Source organism: Cryobacterium sp. TMT3-29-2 (assembly GCF_004564305.1).
GTDB lineage: Bacteria > Actinomycetota > Actinomycetes > Actinomycetales > Microbacteriaceae > Cryobacterium > Cryobacterium sinapicolor.
Window position 1 is genome coordinate 15772 of sequence record NZ_SOGK01000020.1, and the last position, 15612, is coordinate 31383.

Below are 15612 nucleotides of genomic sequence, written 5' to 3' on the forward strand. Positions count from 1 at the left end.
TGCCCGGAGGAGGGAATACGCTGGAGAAATGACGTCTTCCGCTTCACCGTCCACCCGTGCGAACGCTCGCCCGCTGACGGACGAGGAAGTCGATCGCATCCGCAACGACTTCCCGATCCTCGACCAGCTGGTCAACGGGCATCCGCTCAACTACCTCGACTCGGGCGCGACCTCGCAGAACCCGCTCAGCGTGATGGAGGCCGAGCAGGAGTTCTACGAGCAGCGCAATGCGGCCGTGCACCGGGGGGCCCACACCCTCGCGTTCGGCGCCACGGAGACGTTCGAGGCGGCCCGGGCGACCGTGGCCGCGTTCATCGGCGCGCAGGCCGCTGAGATCGTCTGGACGTCGAACGCGACCGAGGGCATCAACCTCGTCGCCTACTCGTTCTCGAACGCGTCCCTCGGGCTCGGCGGCCCGGAAGCGAAGCGGTTCGCGCTCGGCGCCGGGGACGAGATCGTCGTCACCGAGATGGAGCACCACGCCAACCTGATTCCGTGGCAGCAGCTCGCGTTGCGCACCGGCGCGACCCTGCGGTTCATCCCGGTCCGAGATGACGGCACCCTCGATCTGGGCGCGGCGGCGGGTATCGTCGGAGCCCGCACCCGCCTGCTCGCGGTCACCCACGCCTCCAATGTGGTGGGCACCATCAACCCGGTCGCCGAGCTCGTGGCGCTGGCCCGCTCGGTGGGCGCGCTGGTGCTGCTGGACGCCTGCCAGTCGGTGCCGCACCTGCCGGTGGATGTCGCCGCCCTCGACGTGGACTTCGCCGTGTTCTCCGGGCACAAGATGCTCGGCCCGACCGGCATCGGTGTGCTCTACGGCAAGGCCGAGCTGCTCGCGGGGATGCCGCCGTTCCTGACCGGCGGGTCCATGATCACCACCGTGGACATGCACACCGCCGAGTTCCTCGCCCCGCCGCAGCGGTTCGAGGCCGGAACCCAGCGCATCTCCCAGGCGATCGCCCTCGCCGCCGCGGTCGACTACCTGACCGAGACCGGCATGGAACGCGTTGCCGCACGCGAGGCCGAACTGGGGCAACGCCTCGTGGCCGGGCTCGCGGACATCCCCGGGGTGCGTCTGCTCGGGCCGCCCGCCGGAGTCGACCGCATCGGTCTGGCCAGTTTCGACCTGGCCGGGGTGCACGCCCACGATGTCGGTCAGTACCTCGACGAGGCCGGAATCGCGGTGCGCGTCGGGCACCACTGCGCCCAGCCGTTGCACCGCCGGCTCGGCGTGACCGCGTCGACCCGCGCGAGCACCTACCTGTACACCACCACCGACGAGGTGGACCGGTTCCTGGCGACCCTGGCCGAGGTGGCCCCGTTCTTCGGAGTGAGATCATGACCCAAAGCGCCATGCAGCAGCTCTACCAGCAGATCATCCTCGACCACGCCAAGTCCCGGAACGGCGCACCGGCGGGCGGGCTGCCACCGCTCGAGGCAGCCGGGACTGCTGCCGGAGCCTCTCTTGGCGCCGATTCTCCTGCCGGTGCGGGTGCCGGGTTGCGCGTGACCGAGTCTCACCAGGTGAACACGACCTGCGGCGACGAGGTGACCGTGCGCATCGGTGTGCGCGCCGGGGAACCCGGCGGCTCGCCCGAGTCGGCCGGCGAGCCTGCCGACGACGCCGTGATCGAAGAGTTCGCCTGGGCCGGCGACGGATGCTCCATTTCGATGGCCTCGGCATCCGTGCTGCACGACACCGTGCGGGGCGAGAACGTCGCCACCGCGCGGGCCGTGCTGAACACCTTCCGCGAGATGCTGCGCTCGCGCGGCACGATCGAGCCCGACGAGGAGGTGCTCGGCGACGCTGCCGCCTTCGCCGGCGTCTCGCGTTACCCGGCCCGGGTCAAGTGCGCCATGCTGCCCTGGGTGGCGTTCGAGGCGGCCCTGCTCGCGGATTAGGCGCACCGTTTCTCGGGTCGCGCCCCTCCGATACCGGCGTTTGTGCAGGATCTGCGCAGGCTCGACGGCTACTCTTGGCGGAGGCCGCGCGACGCGGCTCCGGACGACGGTTCAGTACCCGGCACGCGACAAGACTGGCCACGGGAGCCGTTGTCATGTCGTGGATCATTCTCATTGTGTCCGGGGTTCTGGAGGCCGTCTGGGCCACGGCGCTCGGCAAGTCCGCCGGGTTCACCCGACTGTGGCCATCCGTCGTGTTCGCGGTGGCGCTCGTGCTCAGCATGGGCGGGCTTGCCTTCGCCATGCGGGACATCTCGACCGGGACCGCGTATGCCGTCTGGGTCGGGATCGGCGCGGCGCTCACCGTGCTCTACGCCATGATCTTCGGCGGCGAACCGGCGTCCCTGCTGAAGATTGTGCTCATCCTCGGCCTGGTGGGGTGCGTCGTCGGGTTGAAATTCGTCGACGCCACGCACTGAACCGGACCCTGAACCGGACCCCGAATCGGACCTGAACCGGACCCTGAACCGGACCCCGAACCGGACCCTGAGCGCGTCCGACACCGAGAACGCCGGCTGCCGAGAACCTTGGAACGGTGGCGGTTCATCCGCTCCCGGGGCCCGGACCTGCTTGTCGGGTTCCGGCTCTGGCTCTGGCTCCAGCACCGGTTCCCGTTCCCGCCGCCGGCCCGGTGCACGGATGAGCGTGGCCGGCTCGCTGACGAACGGGCGCCCGGTCGGTGAGGTCCCCTTCGGGGTTCCGGCCGGCAGCAGAACATAGCGCCACCGGGTCAGGGGTACCTGGCCAGTGCGGCCTTCGCTGAACAGGCCGCGTCACGGGCCACGGTCTCGGCGAACCGGTGGGCCTCCGTTGCGGGGCCGGCAGAACGCGTCCGATGTCACGTAGTTGAGGAGATTGTCGGGACACGCCGGTTTTGGCGCCTGGTGAGCGGCGCGTCGCGACAATCTCCTCAGTCAGTGCCGTCGGTCGCGACGGATGCCGCGGGCGAAGCTCCGGAGATCGGGTCACCGGGGTCGTGGCGCAGGGTATGGCAGCCGGCGCAGGGTATGCAAGCCGGCGCAGGGTAGAACGTTCGCCGGGTTCTACAGGGTGCGCCGCGAGGTGGAGCGGCGTATATTCGGGGTGGAAAAGCGAAAAGTCAACGCCCGCCGGGGTAGTCAACCACTCCCCGCTGGGCGCGGAGTTCCGGCCACAGTTCGCGCCCACCGCTTTGCCGGCGGCCGGCACTCCGGCCCGGAAGCACGCCCACAACGGCATCCGATGCGGCGCGGGTTGCCCGATACGCGGCGGCTTCCACGTTCATCCCTCCACACGCGCCACGAATCATCTGCACCACCAAGGAGGCGTTTCACAATGCTGAAAGAACTGCACACCGTGTTACCGGCGGCAAATCTCAAGCGAGCCCGGTCGTTCTACCACGACGCTCTCGGCCTCGACCCCGACGAAATCCACGAGGGAACCCTCGTCTACCACGTCGGGTCGGGATCCGTTTTCGAGATCTACGAGACCAGCAACGCCGGCACGGCCCAGAACACCCAGATGGGCTGGATCACGGATGACCTCGACACGGAGATGAGCACGCTCCGCGAACGCGGGGTCGTCTTCGAGGAATTCGACATCCCCGGCATGAAGACCGTGAACGGGGTCGTCACGGCCGACGACATGAAATCGGCCTGGTTCCGCGACACCGAAGGCAACTTCATCTGCATCTCGCAGACGATCTAGCCGGTCCACTCACCGATCCCGGGTGGCGCGGAGGCGCCGCCCGGTTCTCTGCCGGTCGCCGTTCCGTGCAGTTCGGGCCGAGGCAGGTCAGGCCGAGTGGGCACCCAGCTCGGCGCGGAGCGGCCAGTCCTGACCGTCGAGGATGATCTGGGCGGAGCGACCGGTGACGGCGTTGACGACGATCGGCGCCATCAGGTTCACGGTCGTTCCGTCTTCGCCGGGGTTGGTCACCACGAGCAGCAGCGCGTCATCCGGCGCGCTCAGGTCGAGCGATGCCGCGTGCTCGTCGCTGATCACGGGGGAGTAGTCGGGCAGGTAGACGGATGCGTCGAGCACGAACAGGCGGGTTCGCTGGTCCTCGGCGGACTGCAGCGAGAACAGACCGTCGGCGCCGGGAATCTCGGTCAGGCTGAACTCGGTCAGCGGGTCGAGCCCGGGCGGCGGGGACACGAAGCTCAGGGCGGCGGTCACGGTGCCGGCGCTCATCGCAGGAAGTCCATCAGCGTCGGCTGGAGCACCCGGGCGGTGACCGAGAGGGCCGCCTGGTAGGTGACCTCCTGCAGTTTCAGATCCAGGATGGCCTGGCCGAGGTCGACATCCTCGATTCCGGCGCGTTGGGCCTCGAGATTTCCTGTGTGCTGCACGAGTGCCTCCCCCGCTTTCTGGATCTGGGCCTGGCGAACACCGACATCGGTGTGCGCCGTGAGCACGGTTTTCATCGCCAAGTCTACGGCCGCGAGGTGGCTGCCCACGTTCGTGCCGGTACGCAGATCGTCGGCGATGACGCCGATCAGGGCAAAGATCGAGGCGTCCCCCTCGCCGAAGATGGCGGCGCCGTCGGCGTCGACCTTCACGGTGGTGTGCGCTCCGATGCGACGGTCCACGCTCGCGGTCGCCGTGCCGGTGAAGGTGAAGTCGGGGCCGGCCCGGAAAGCGACGCCGGCATCCGAATTCCCGGCGAAGACGCTGCGGCCCAGGTAGCCGGCGTTCGCCTGTGCGAGCAGGTTCTGGGTGAGGCCGTCGAGGCGGGCCGCGATGGCCTCCTTCGCGGCCGGGGAGAGGGCGCCGGCGTTGGCTCCCTGCACGGTCAGGTCGCGAATCTGGTTCAGTAGATCGGTGGCCTCCGCCAGGGCGGTGCCGGCGGCGGTCAGCCATCCGTCGCCGTTGTCGGCATTGCGGGCATACTGCGTGACCGCGCGCTGCTCGGCACGAACAGCGAGGGAATCGGCGGCCCGGGCCGGGTCGTCGGACGGGCGCGTGATGGCCGTGAGCGAGGTGACCTGCTCCTGCAGCTGTGCCATCCGGGCGAGGTTGGCCTGCAGGTTGGTCTGCGCCGAGCGCATCTGGGTCTGGGTGGTGACTCGGGAGATCATGGGTTACCTTCCCACCAGTCCGGTGCGGTTGATCAGGGTGTCGAGCATCTCGTCCACGGCGGTCAGCACGCGGGCGGCACCCTGGTAGGCGTGCTGGAACATGAGCAGGTTGACGTTCTCCTCGTCGAGATCGACGGAGGAATTCGACAGCTGGGCGTTCACGGCGGCGCGGGAGGTGAGGTCGGCGAGGGACGCCTGGCGCAGCTCGTTCTTCGTCGTCACGGCGAGCGAGGTGACGACGTTCGACCAGTCGATGCTGGGGGACCGCACGGGGTTGCCGGCACCGTCCACGGCCGTACCGGCCCCCAGCTGAGCGATCCGGTCGGCGATGGAGCCGTCGAGGGCGCCGTTCGCGGCGAGCCCGGTCGTGAGCTCGGCGGCGGTCGACGGCCTGACGAACAGGCCCAGTGCGGCCGGTCCCGTGCCCGTCGAGCCGAAGAAGGCGCCGGGGAGGGTCGAATTGTCGCCGGTGGAGTAGATGCCGTTGACCGTGGCGGCCAGATTCGTGGCGAAGGAGTTGTACGCCACCGCGGCCTCGGCGAGGGCGCCGCCGGTGCCGGAGGCATCCGCTCGAGTGAGCAGAGAGAGCGCACCGGCCAGTTCGCCGCCGTCCACGGGGATCGCCCCGGCGCGGTCGGCCCACTCCACCCGCACGGGGTTGGTGGCGCCCGCCGGGCTGGTGAGGCCGTTCGGACCGTCGAGGGTGCGGGCGCCGAGGGCGACGAGCGGGCGGGCGGTGTCGCCGGTGACCAGCGCATTGCCGCCCAGGAGAACATCCACGGTTCCGTCGGTGCGGTCGACGAGGGTGCCGCCGGTGAGGGCGGCCAGCGTCGTGGTGAGCCGGCTGCGCCGGTCGATCAACTCGTTGGCGTTGCCGCCGCCGGCGACGCTCTGACGGATGCGCGCATTCAGCTCGGCCACCTGGCCGGCTGCGCCGTTGATCTCGGCGACCAGGGTGTCCACGCTCTCGCGCTCGGACGACCACTGGGTGGAGACCGCCTGGTAACCCCGGCTGATCTGGGTGGTGACGGCGCCGGCCTGGGCCAGGAGCACCCCGGTGGGTGCGGTCTCGCCGGCGGCGTTGGCCACGTCACCCCAACCGGCCCAGAACTCCTGCAGCTGGGCGGAGAGACCGTTCTCGCCGGGCTCCTGCATCGAGGCCTCCACTGCGCCCAGAGCGTTGGCCCGCACCGCCGAATACCCGGCGACCGCCGCGGTGGCACGCACCTGGGCGTCCAGCGACGCGCTGCCGAGGCGGGCGATTCCGTCGACGCTGACGCCCTGGCCGGGGAGCACCCCGGAGTTCATCAGACCGACTCGGTCGGCCGCGTCCACCGCGGAGGTCGTCACCCGCTGGCGGGTGTACCCCTCCGTGTTGGCGTTGGCGATGTTCTGCCCCACCACGTCGAGGCCCTGCCGGGCGGCGACCAGGCCGGTGTACGCGGTGTTGAGACCTCCGAACGTGCTCATCGCGGCATCCTCACAGAATCTGGTCGAACAGTCGGGAGCCGGTGGCTCGGGCGCCGGCGGCCCCGGTGGCGTCATACGTCTGCGTGTTCGGGCGCACGTCGGCCAGCGTCTCCTGCGTGGAGCGGGCGGCGGAGCGCAGCAGCTGTTCGTTGGCGTCGCGCAGTTCCTTGATCTGGGTGGTCAGTTCGCCCATCGCCTTCAGGTGCGCGGCCATGATCTCGGACCACGGGCCGGAGGGGGCGCGAGCGACCAGCTCGCGCAGGGTGGCGTCTTCGGTCGTTCCCCACTCGAGGGCGACGGCGGCAACCTCGACCGAGCGGGCGAGGCCGGCATCCCGAACATGGCCGAGCACCTGCTCCACCTCGCGGGTGCCCTGCTGCAGCCAGCGGGTCTTGCCGTTGGTCAGCAGCAGCTGTTCCTCGTCGAGTTTGAAGACGAGGAGTTCGAGGAGCTCCCGCTCACGCCACAGCAACGCTGAGAGTTCATTGGCGCCCATGTCTCCTCCAACTCCCTGTTGTCTGGTGCGGCCGGTCCGCGCGGATTCGCGCAGCTCAACGGCTTGTTACCACGACTATCGGCAGGTGACGGCCCCCGGTTAGCCACGGTGTGGATTCAGACTGCCAGCCACGCCTGAACGTGTCCACTAAAACGGGGACACGATTGTGGCGGATGCCGGCTGCCTGACCCCCCGTTGCGGGGGGAGCCGCCCCGATGTGGGGGTGCCTGGCCCCGTTGTGGGGGCACCGTTGCGTTTTTACCCACCGACCACTCCTTTACGTTTTAACGAGGCCGATCAGTTCTCCGGCCCGGGCCCGAAACCCAGCTCCACACCCTGCTTTCTCGCAACGTCCCAGTGCCTACCCGGCCACTCGTTCAGCCAGGTTCGCCGACTGAGCGGGTTATTTCAGGTACCAAGCACCTCAGGGAGTTCGTGTGAATCGGGTAGACCGCAATCAGTTGGTGATCGACAACCTCCCCCTCGTCGGCTACCTCGTCTCCGAGACGTGGGCCAAGGCGCGCCACCTCTCCCGCGACGACCTGGCCTCGGCCGGCGCTCTCGCTCTGATCACTTCGGCGGATGCCTACAACGCCGACCTCGGCGTTCCGTTCGGCGCGTTCGCACGGCGCCGCATCGTCGGCGCCTTCGCCGACGAGATGCGCTCCAACGACTGGGCCACCCGGATGGCCCGCCGCCGTATCAAGGAGACCCGCGCCGTGCAGCAGACGCTGGCCGGCGCCCTCGGCCGTGCGGCATCCGTAGACGAGGTCGCCGCGGCCCTCGGCGTGGACCGGGAGACCGCGATCGCCGGCCTGTCCGACTCGGAGCGCACCGTGTCGACCCTCGACGACGCCACCGCCGAGTTCCTGGTCTCCGCCACCGAACTGCCCGGCGACTCGCTGCTCTCCGCCGAACGACTGGCCTACCTGCACGCCGCCATCGCGGCGCTGCCGGAGAGGATGCGCCTGATCGTGCAGCAGGTCTACTTCGACGACCGCTCGGTCAAGGAGATCGCTGCCGAGCTAGGAATCACCCACTCGGCCGTGTCCCAGCAGCGTACGGAGGCCATCCGTCTGCTCCGCGATGGCCTCGGCACGCACTACGCCGACGACGCCGAGGTGGAATACGTGCCCGAGTCCCGCATCGCGCCGGCCCGCCGCAGCGCCTACCTGGCCCGCCTCGCCGATCAGGCCATGCTCGGCCCCGCCACCGCGAGCGGAGTGGCGTATGCCGCCGGTTCGACGGACCTGTCGGACTCACTCGACTCTGCCGGATCTGCCGGATCAGAAACCCGGGAAGTTTTTTCGGTCAACGGCTAACGCGTTCTCGTCAGAGGCCGATAGCTCTCAACGTCAGGCCATGGATGGCCAGACGCTCACCACCCAATCACGGAGGATTTCATCATGGGTATGCAGATCAACACCAACCTCGCGGCCAACAACACGTACCGCAACCTGGCCGCCACGCAGAACGACATGTCCAAGTCCCTGGAGAAGCTGTCCAGCGGCCTCCGCATCAACCGCGCAGCGGATGACGCGGCCGGCCTGGCCATCTCCGAGGGCCTCAAGTCGCAGGTCGGCGGCCTCACGGTCGCCAGCCGCAACGCCCAGGATGGCATCTCGGTCATCCAGACCGCGGAAGGGTCCTTGAGCGAAGTCACCTCGATCCTGCAGCGCGTTCGTGACCTCGCCGTTCAGGCCGGTAACGACTCGAACAACGCCGACTCGCGCAAGGCGATCGCCACTGAAGTCACCGCCCTCGGCAAGGAGCTGACTCGAATCAGCGAGTCCACGAACTTCAACGGCACCCAGCTGCTTGGCGCTCCTGTGGCTCCCGCGACAGAGACGAAACTGACCTTCCAGGTTGGGGCCGGGAGCTCCGCGACCGCGGACCAGATCGCGGTTACGTTCACGAATGTCGCTGCAATCGGAACAACGGTTTCTGGACTCGCAGCCACAGGGTTCGCCGACAGCGCCGCAGCGTTGACGACAATTGGCACTTTGGACACCACCATCAAGGCCGTGTCGACGTCGCGCGCTTCGCTCGGTGCCGACCAGAACCGGTTCGAGAGCGTCATCAAGAACCTGGCCGTCTCGAAGGAGAACCTCACCGCTGCCGGCTCGCGTATCCGCGACACCGACATGGCCGAGGAAATGGTCAAGTACACCCGTTCGAGCATCCTCTCGCAGGCCGGTACCGCCATGCTCGCGCAGGCCAACCAGTCCAACCAGGGCGTGCTGCAGCTCCTCCGCTAAACCGGTGAGCTGAACCTTTCGGGAGACCGCACGGTGAACTATGGCTGGTGGTGACCCCAGAGATGAACTGGACCTCATCGCTCGGGCGCCACCAGCCATTCACGTTTCACCGGTAGAACCGGCGTAACCCACGCAGCATCCAGCACGACCCGGTACGAGAAGGAGGTGACGACATGGCCACCACGATCGACGGCCTTGCCAGCGGCCTCGACACCACCAGCCTGATCAACTCGCTGATGCAGGTCGAGGCGGTTCCGCAGACCCAGCTCAAGGCCAAGGTCTCGTCGGCCCAGACCATGATCACGGCGCTCCAGGGTCTGAACACCCAGGTCGCCGCCCTCGCCGATTTGGCCACGAAGGCCGCCAAGCCGGCCGCCCTCGACGTCTACTCCGCCACCAGCAGTTCCACCGGCGTCACCGTGGCCACCTCGGCCGGCGCCGCCGCCGGCCAGCTCGACCTGGTCGTCGGTAAGCTCGCCCAGACCCAGGTCGTGGTGTCCGGCCCGGTCACGGTCTGGCCCGACACCACCCTCACCCTGACCAGGGCCGACGGCACGGTCACGACCGTCACGGCTGCCTCGACCTCCCTCGACGACATGGTCTCCGCCGTCAACGCGGCCGGCGCCGGCGTCACCGCGACCAAGGTCGCCGTGGGAGCCGACGGCTTCCGCCTGCAGTTCACGGCCACCGGGCCCGGGGCCGCCGCGGGCGTCACCATCTCCGGAACGCCCGTCCCGATGACCCAGACCAAGGCCGCCCAGGATGCCGAGATCACTCTCTGGGCCGGCACCTTGGCCGAGCAGAAGGTCACCTCCGCGACCAACACGTTCGCCGGCATCCTGCCCGGCATGACGCTCAGGGTCTCCGCCGCGTCGGCCGACCCGGTGAGCATCACCGTGGGTCGCGACGACGCGCAGATCAGCAAGACCGCCTCGGATCTCGTCACATCCCTGAACGGCATCCTCGCGGTGATCCAGAATCGCTCGGCCGTGAGCACGACCACGAACTCCTCCGGGGTCACCAGCACGACAGCGGGGGTCTTCTCCGGCGACAGCACCATCCGCGACACCAAGCAGCGCCTCCTGTCGGCGGCGTCGATGCCCGTGAACGGGCGCTCCCCGTCGGAGTACGGCATCAGCATCACCCGATCGGGCACCATGGAGTTCGACGCCGCCAAATTCGCGGCCGCCCTCGCCAAAGACCCGACCACGGTGAAGGCCGCCGTGACGGAGATCGCCACGCGGGTCGCGGCCGCCGCCACCACTGCCTCCGACAAATACGACGGCCAGCTCACCCAGAAGATCACCGGCGAGCAGTCCACCGTGCGCAACCTCGGCGACCGCATCGCCGACTGGGACCGCAGCCTGGCCACCCGCCGGGCAACCCTGCAGAGCACCTACACCGCACTGGAAACCCAGCTCAGCGCCCTGAAGGCACAGTCCTCGTGGCTGAGCGCCCAGGTTGCCGGGCTCCCGACCTCGAGCACAGGATGATGATGGCAGTGATGAGCATGATGGGTGGGGCCCAGGCCCGGCGCGCACAGTTGAACCGCGAAGCGGTGCTCTCGGCGACGCCGGTGCGCCTGCTGACGATGCTCTACGACCGGTTGCTGCTCGACCTCGGCCGCGCCGAGATCGCGCAGAACATCGAGGACTGGGCCGTCGCCTCGGAGAACCTCCTGCACGCCCAGGCGATCGTCTCCGAACTGTCGACCTCGCTCAACGTGGAGGCCTGGGAGGGCGGCGAAGGACTGTTCGCCCTGTACACCTACGTGTCGAACGCGTTGATGAGCGCCAACATCCATCGGGATGTCGCCCGAACCCGGGAGGCCATCGCCCTCCTCGAACCGCTGCGGCAGACCTGGCACGAAGCGGCCGCGCTGCTGCCGGCCCAGAGCGCGGCGCGTGCCGGCGGGGAGTACGGTCTTGCCTAGGCTGCTGGTGGGGCCACGCGACGTCACCGACGCCCGCCAGGAGTGGCTGGACGTGCTCGACCAGCTCGAAACGAGCCTGGGCTGCGGCGCCCGGGACGCCGTGCTTGCCGGCCCGGGGGAGCGATTCTCCACCGGCGTGCAGTGGCGTGCACCCGAGCACCTCGGCCAGCTGCCACTCGACCTCGAGAAGCGCGCTCGGCGCCTGATCTCCGGCCAGCTCGAACTCATCAGCGAGATCGAGGATGCCCGGCGCTCCGCCGGCGTGCACCTCGCCGCCGTGCGCACCATCATCTCCGCCCAACACACCGATCAGGCCGTCTACCTCGACATAGCCGGCTGACTCCCGCCACCCGCCACGAACTGTTGCCCGATCGGACAACTGTTGCCCGTGCGCCGGCAACACTTGTCCGATGCGGCGACAGTCGCGGCAATCCGCTTTGAGCGTGCGGGAGAAAGTTTCGCCTCGACTCCTAACGCCCCTCGGCCACCGGCCGATAGCTACGAGCGAGCAGGGATTGCTCGACCACAGGCCACGGATCGGCCGCACTCGTTTTTTACGACGAATCGGGTAATCCGTGCTTGAATCCGTGACCGCCACTGCACTCACCAGTGCCCTGGACGGACTGGCCCTGCGCCAGCGCACCATTGCGAACAACATCGCGAACGTGAACACCCCGAACTACCACGCCAAGCGCGTGGCGTTCGAGGATGCCCTGGCGAAGTCGGTCGAAGCCGGCAGCGGCAGCACGGTCGCCACCACGGCCAGTTCCCTCGAGCCCACCCGCCTCGACGGCAACAACGTCAACCTCGACACCGAGACCCTCTCCAACATCGACACGGTGCTGCGCTACCAGTTCGCGGCTCAGGCCGTCAACGGGCCGTTCACGGCCATGCGCTCCGCGATGCGGACCAGCTGATGACGCTCGACGCCATCGGGATCGCCGGCAGCGGCCTCACTCTGCACCGCAAATGGCTCGACGCCGTGGCGGACAACATCGCCAACGCGAACACGGTCACCTCCACCGACGGTGACGCTTTCCAGGCGCGCTACATCGTCGCGCAGGCCGGCCAGGGCACCACCGGCGCCTACGCGGCCGGAACTGCACTCGGCGACGCCGAGGGACTCCTGACCTTCGACCCGAACAACCCTCTCGCCGACGAGGCCGGCTACGTGCGGCGCCCGGACATCGACATGTCCGAGCAGATGGGCGCGCTGATCATGGCGCAGCGCGGCTACCAGGCCAACGCCGCCGTCGTCGACCGCGCGAAGACGACCTACGAAGCCGCACTCCAGATTGGACGCTCCTGATGACCATCGGTTCGATCAACCCGATCCAGTCCGTGACCGGCACCGGATACCTCACCGGCGTGCAGGGCATGCAGGCAAGCCCAGGCGCCCAGGGAACCGACGGCTCGGCCTTCGGCAGCGCCCTGGTCGGCGCCGTCGACAACCTCCAGCAGCTGCAGGCCAGCTCGAACACGCTTGCGGTGCAGGCCGTGACCGGCAACCTGACCGACATCCACTCCGCCACCCTGGCATCGACGCGCGCCCAGGTCACCCTCGAACTCGTCGCCGCAGTGCGCAATAAGGGCGTCGACGCGTTCAACGAGATCATGAGGATGCAGGCCTGATGCCGCGTCCGATCACATCGGCCTTCGAACGCCTCGGCCGTAGCATCAGCTCCTTCTCCGTCGCGCAGCGCACCGTCGCCATCATCGGCGTCGCCGTGCTCGCCCTGGGCATCGCCGCCCTGAGCCTGTGGGTCACCAAACCGGCCTACACGCCCCTGTTCTCCGGGCTGAGCGGATCCGATGCCAACACCATCGTCGAACAGCTCCGCACCGACGGGGTTGCCTACGAGCTCAGCGACGGCGGCGGAACGATCCTGGTTCCGCAGGAGAACGTCTACGACGAACGCCTCAAGGCCGCCGCGGCCGGACTGCCGTCCTCCAGCACGAGCGGTTACGGCCTGCTCGACACCATGGGCGTCACGTCCAGCGAATTCCAGCAGTCGGTCACGTACAAGCGGGCGCTCGAGGGCGAAATCGCCAACACAGTCATGGCCATGAAGGGCGTCAAGAACGCCTCGGTCCGCCTGGCGATCCCGGAAGAGACCGTTTTCGCGTCGGAGCAGAGCGACCCCACGGCATCCGTCTTCGTGGAAACGGCCACCGGAAGCACCCTCAACGCCGACCAGGTGCAGGCCATCGTGCACCTCACCTCCGCCTCGATCGAAGGGATGGCGCCCACCGATGTGGCCGTCATCGACTCCGCCGGCGTCGTTCTCTCGGCCGTCGGCGTGGGGGCCACCGGCTCGGCCGACCAGCAGGCCGGCGCCTACGAAGACCGCGTGCGCGGCGCCGTGCAGGCCATGCTGGACAAGGTCGTCGGGCCCGGCAACGCGACCGTCGTCGTGGCCGCGGACATGAGCTACCAGTCGGCCCAGCGGGTCGAGGAGTCGTTCACCACCCCGACGGATGCCCCGGCCCTCAACGAGGCCGTCAAAACCGAGTCGTACACGGGTTCCGGCGGCTCCGCGGCCGGGGTCCTGGGCCCGGACAACATCGCGGTCCCGGCGGGCACCGAGGGTGACGGAACCTTCACCTCCGAGGACACCACCAAGAACAACGCGGTCAACAAGATCACCGAGACCCGCACCATTCCGGCCGGGGAGATCAACCGGCAGACGGTCTCCGTGGCCGTGAACGCGGACGCCGTTGGCCAACTCAACGTCGCCGACGTCACCTCGCTGGTGGCCTCCGCCGCCGGCATCGACGCGCAGCGCGGTGACGCGGTCACCGTCGAGGTCGTCAGCTTCAACGGCGGCGCGGCGGCGGATGCCGCCGCCGCCCTCGCCGCGGCCGAAGCCGAGGCGGCCGCCGACCGGTTGGCCGGGATCATGCGCATCGCCATCATCACCGCGGGGATCGTGGGCACCTTCGTGCTGGGGCTCATCCTCTACGCTCGGCGTTCGCGCCGCCAGAGCCGCGAGGCGATCGAACTCGACGAGATGATGGAGGTCCGGCCCGCGCTCGGCGCGCCGGAGATGCCGTTCCCGCTCAGCGCGCCGATCGCGCCGATCATGATCGACCCCTCGCCGACCGTGGCCTACCTGCCGCCGACCGCCGACCGGATGCGGGTCGAGATCGACAACATGGCCCAGCGGGATCCCGCCAAGACCGCGGAATACCTCCGCGGCCTGATGGATGACCGGCAGCCGGCATGATCGACGCCCAGCCGGTCCTGACCGGCACCCAGAAGGTCGCCGTGGTGCTGATGAACATGGAGCACCAGCGCGCCACCGAGGTGATGAAGCAGTTCACCGAGGCCGAGGCCGCCGATATCGCCGCGGAAATGGTGCAGCTGCGCCGCGTCGACCCGGACGTGACCGAGACCACCGTTCTGGAGTTCCACGAACTGACCGTCAAGGGCACCCGCACGAGACGCGGCGGCCACGCCTACGCGATCGGCCTGCTCGAGGCATCCTTCGGCGCGGAACGGGCCGCCGGGGTCATGGTCAAGGTGGCCTCGTCGATGGCCGGCAAGGCCTTCGAATTCCTCGACGCCGCCGAACCACTGCAGATCCTGACCCTCCTCGACGGCGAACTGCCCCAGACCGTCGCCCTCGTGCTCGCGCACCTGCGCCCCGGCCACGCGTCCGCCGTGCTCGGCGGGCTCGACGCCGACCTGCGCGCCGAGGTGGCCCAGTGCATCGCAGGCATGGGCACGGCCACCCCCGAGGCCGTGCGCGTGGTCACCGAGACCCTCAAGGCCCGGGTCGGCGCCGTCGCATCCTCCCGCGACTCGGTGGAGATCGTCGGCGGAATCCAGCCGCTCGTGGAGATCATCAACCGGGCCGATGTCGCGACCGAACGCGCCCTCCTCGAAGCACTCGACGCGCGCGATCCCGCCCTGGCTGAAGAGGTCCGGTCACGGATGCTGACCTTCGCCGACATCGTCAAGCTCGAGAACCGAGACGTGCAGCAGGTGCTGCGTGGGATCGACGCGGCCATCCTGGCGATCGCCATGAAGGGCTCCGCGGACGGTGTGGTCTCGATCATCCGCACCAACCTGTCCGAGCGCAACCGGGAAATGCTCGACGACGAGGTCAAGGCCATGGCACCCGTGCGGGTGTCGCAGGTCGAGGAGGCGCGCGCCACGATCGTGCGCGCCATCCGCGACCTCGAGGCGCAGGGGAGCATCACCGTGCAGCGTTCCGAGGAGGACGACTATGTCGTCTGACGCGCAGTCCGCCCGATCGAACTTCTCCATCGTGACCTTCCCCAGCCTGCAGGGCGAGTGGGACGAGGGCGACGGCGCCTCCCGGGCACGGGGGCACGCCGCCGGCTACACGGCCGGCCTCCGGGCGGCCGCCGCCGACGTGGACGCCCGCATCGCGCGCCTCGACGCCGAGCAGGCCGCCGCGGTGC

Annotated in this window: 19 protein-coding genes and 1 riboswitch; of the genes, 15 read left to right on the forward strand and 4 right to left on the reverse strand. The window is 69.0% G+C overall.

Annotation, left to right across the window (positions count from 1 at the left end; translation table 11 throughout):
* Positions 1-28: 28 nt before the first annotated feature.
* The 4 genes from E3O67_RS02785 (at position 29) to E3O67_RS02800 (ending at position 3651) form a co-directional block, all read left to right on the forward strand.
* Entirely contained in the window at positions 29-1345 is a 1317-nt protein-coding gene (locus E3O67_RS02785) for a cysteine desulfurase (RefSeq protein ID WP_134430661.1), read from the forward strand.
* Positions 1342-1905: a Fe-S cluster assembly sulfur transfer protein SufU gene (gene sufU / locus E3O67_RS02790; RefSeq protein ID WP_134430663.1), complete on the forward strand. Its 564-nt coding sequence runs from the start codon at positions 1342-1344 to the stop codon at positions 1903-1905. Before E3O67_RS02785 ends, sufU begins: the two co-directional genes overlap by 4 nt.
* A 79-nt stretch (positions 1906-1984) precedes the next feature.
* Positions 1985-2048, forward strand: a riboswitch (guanidine-III (ykkC-III) riboswitch).
* 12 nt (positions 2049-2060) lie between these two features.
* Complete coding sequence (locus E3O67_RS02795; protein WP_135101797.1) at positions 2061-2384, forward strand: multidrug efflux SMR transporter; 324 nt, start codon at positions 2061-2063, stop codon at positions 2382-2384.
* Between the two features lie 895 nt (positions 2385-3279).
* Positions 3280-3651 (forward strand): VOC family protein, encoded by a 372-nt coding sequence (locus E3O67_RS02800; protein ID WP_134430668.1) that lies wholly within the window; start codon positions 3280-3282, stop codon positions 3649-3651.
* An 87-nt stretch (positions 3652-3738) separates the two neighbouring features.
* On the opposite strand, the gene E3O67_RS02805 is transcribed toward E3O67_RS02800, so the two are convergent.
* The 4 genes from E3O67_RS02805 to E3O67_RS02820 are packed head-to-tail and all read right to left on the reverse strand — an operon-like array spanning position 3739 to position 6990.
* Complete coding sequence (locus E3O67_RS02805; protein ID WP_135101799.1) at positions 3739-4137, reverse strand: flagellar assembly protein FliW; 399 nt, start codon at positions 4135-4137, stop codon at positions 3739-3741.
* On the reverse strand, positions 4134-5024 hold the full coding sequence (gene flgL / locus E3O67_RS02810) for a flagellar hook-associated protein FlgL (RefSeq protein ID WP_134430674.1): 891 nt from the start codon (positions 5022-5024) through the stop codon (positions 4134-4136). Before flgL ends, E3O67_RS02805 begins: the two co-directional genes overlap by 4 nt.
* Before the next feature lie 3 nt (positions 5025-5027).
* On the reverse strand, positions 5028-6494 hold the full coding sequence (gene flgK / locus E3O67_RS02815; protein WP_134430677.1) for a flagellar hook-associated protein FlgK: 1467 nt from the start codon (positions 6492-6494) through the stop codon (positions 5028-5030).
* Positions 6495-6504: 10 nt separating this feature from the next.
* Entirely contained in the window at positions 6505-6990 is a 486-nt protein-coding gene (locus tag E3O67_RS02820; protein WP_134430679.1) for a flagellar protein FlgN, read from the reverse strand.
* 437 nt (positions 6991-7427) lie between these two features.
* Here E3O67_RS02820 and E3O67_RS02825 point away from each other — a divergent pair, with 437 nt between their 5' ends.
* The 11 genes from E3O67_RS02825 to E3O67_RS02875 form a co-directional block, all read left to right on the forward strand.
* Positions 7428-8312, forward strand: coding sequence for a sigma-70 family RNA polymerase sigma factor (locus tag E3O67_RS02825; RefSeq protein WP_135101801.1), 885 nt, complete (start codon positions 7428-7430; stop codon positions 8310-8312).
* 84 nt (positions 8313-8396) lie between these two features.
* The gene (locus E3O67_RS02830; protein WP_194088566.1) at positions 8397-9248 is read left to right on the forward strand and encodes a flagellin; all 852 of its coding nucleotides are present in this window, start codon (positions 8397-8399) and stop codon (positions 9246-9248) included.
* A 173-nt stretch (positions 9249-9421) separates the two neighbouring features.
* Positions 9422-10741 (forward strand): flagellar filament capping protein FliD, encoded by a 1320-nt coding sequence (gene fliD / locus E3O67_RS02835; protein WP_135101803.1) that lies wholly within the window; start codon positions 9422-9424, stop codon positions 10739-10741.
* An 11-nt stretch (positions 10742-10752) separates the two neighbouring features.
* Entirely contained in the window at positions 10753-11181 is a 429-nt protein-coding gene (fliS, locus tag E3O67_RS02840; protein ID WP_134430704.1) for a flagellar export chaperone FliS, read from the forward strand.
* Positions 11174-11521: a hypothetical protein gene (locus E3O67_RS02845; RefSeq protein WP_134430688.1), complete on the forward strand. Its 348-nt coding sequence runs from the start codon at positions 11174-11176 to the stop codon at positions 11519-11521. The genes fliS and E3O67_RS02845 overlap by 8 nt, the downstream gene beginning before the upstream one ends.
* Positions 11522-11756: 235 nt before the next feature.
* Positions 11757-12098, forward strand: coding sequence for a flagellar basal body protein (locus E3O67_RS02850; protein ID WP_134364036.1), 342 nt, complete (start codon positions 11757-11759; stop codon positions 12096-12098).
* The gene (locus E3O67_RS02855) at positions 12098-12490 is read left to right on the forward strand and encodes a flagellar basal body rod protein FlgC (protein ID WP_134430691.1); all 393 of its coding nucleotides are present in this window, start codon (positions 12098-12100) and stop codon (positions 12488-12490) included. The genes E3O67_RS02850 and E3O67_RS02855 overlap by 1 nt, the downstream gene beginning before the upstream one ends.
* Positions 12490-12813 carry a flagellar hook-basal body complex protein FliE gene (gene fliE / locus E3O67_RS02860; RefSeq protein ID WP_166786994.1) on the forward strand — a complete coding sequence of 108 codons (324 nt, stop codon included), beginning with the start codon at positions 12490-12492 and terminating at the stop codon, positions 12811-12813. Before E3O67_RS02855 ends, fliE begins: the two co-directional genes overlap by 1 nt.
* Positions 12813-14408: a flagellar basal-body MS-ring/collar protein FliF gene (gene fliF / locus E3O67_RS02865; protein ID WP_134430693.1), complete on the forward strand. Its 1596-nt coding sequence runs from the start codon at positions 12813-12815 to the stop codon at positions 14406-14408. Before fliE ends, fliF begins: the two co-directional genes overlap by 1 nt.
* A complete protein-coding gene (gene fliG, locus E3O67_RS02870; protein WP_134430695.1) occupies positions 14405-15424 on the forward strand; it encodes a flagellar motor switch protein FliG in 1020 nt (339 codons plus the stop codon). The genes fliF and fliG overlap by 4 nt, the downstream gene beginning before the upstream one ends.
* Positions 15414-15612 (forward strand): hypothetical protein (locus E3O67_RS02875; RefSeq protein ID WP_198418947.1); only part of this gene is annotated, 199 nt, incomplete at its 3' end. The genes fliG and E3O67_RS02875, both read left to right, overlap by 11 nt.

Bases quoted from the DNA above. Each gene is read 5' to 3' on its own strand.
- sufU (WP_134430663.1), top strand. From the start codon at position 1,342: ATGACCCAAAGCGCCATGCAGCAGCTCTACCAGCAGATCATCCTCGAC.
- fliG (WP_134430695.1), top strand. From the start codon at position 14,405: ATGATCGACGCCCAGCCGGTCCTGACCGGCACCCAGAAGGTCGCCGTG.
- flgL (WP_134430674.1), bottom strand. From the start codon at position 5,024: ATGATCTCCCGAGTCACCACCCAGACCCAGATGCGCTCGGCGCAGACC.
- E3O67_RS02800 (WP_134430668.1), top strand. From the start codon at position 3,280: ATGCTGAAAGAACTGCACACCGTGTTACCGGCGGCAAATCTCAAGCGA.
- E3O67_RS02820 (WP_134430679.1), bottom strand. From the start codon at position 6,990: ATGGGCGCCAATGAACTCTCAGCGTTGCTGTGGCGTGAGCGGGAGCTC.
- fliE (WP_166786994.1), top strand. From the start codon at position 12,490: ATGACCATCGGTTCGATCAACCCGATCCAGTCCGTGACCGGCACCGGA.
- fliS (WP_134430704.1), top strand. From the start codon at position 10,753: ATGAGCATGATGGGTGGGGCCCAGGCCCGGCGCGCACAGTTGAACCGC.
- E3O67_RS02785 (WP_134430661.1), top strand. From the start codon at position 29: ATGACGTCTTCCGCTTCACCGTCCACCCGTGCGAACGCTCGCCCGCTG.
- E3O67_RS02805 (WP_135101799.1), bottom strand. From the start codon at position 4,137: ATGAGCGCCGGCACCGTGACCGCCGCCCTGAGCTTCGTGTCCCCGCCG.
- flgK (WP_134430677.1), bottom strand. From the start codon at position 6,494: ATGAGCACGTTCGGAGGTCTCAACACCGCGTACACCGGCCTGGTCGCC.
- E3O67_RS02830 (WP_194088566.1), top strand. From the start codon at position 8,397: ATGGGTATGCAGATCAACACCAACCTCGCGGCCAACAACACGTACCGC.
- fliF (WP_134430693.1), top strand. From the start codon at position 12,813: ATGCCGCGTCCGATCACATCGGCCTTCGAACGCCTCGGCCGTAGCATC.
- fliD (WP_135101803.1), top strand. From the start codon at position 9,422: ATGGCCACCACGATCGACGGCCTTGCCAGCGGCCTCGACACCACCAGC.
- E3O67_RS02855 (WP_134430691.1), top strand. From the start codon at position 12,098: ATGACGCTCGACGCCATCGGGATCGCCGGCAGCGGCCTCACTCTGCAC.
- E3O67_RS02795 (WP_135101797.1), top strand. From the start codon at position 2,061: ATGTCGTGGATCATTCTCATTGTGTCCGGGGTTCTGGAGGCCGTCTGG.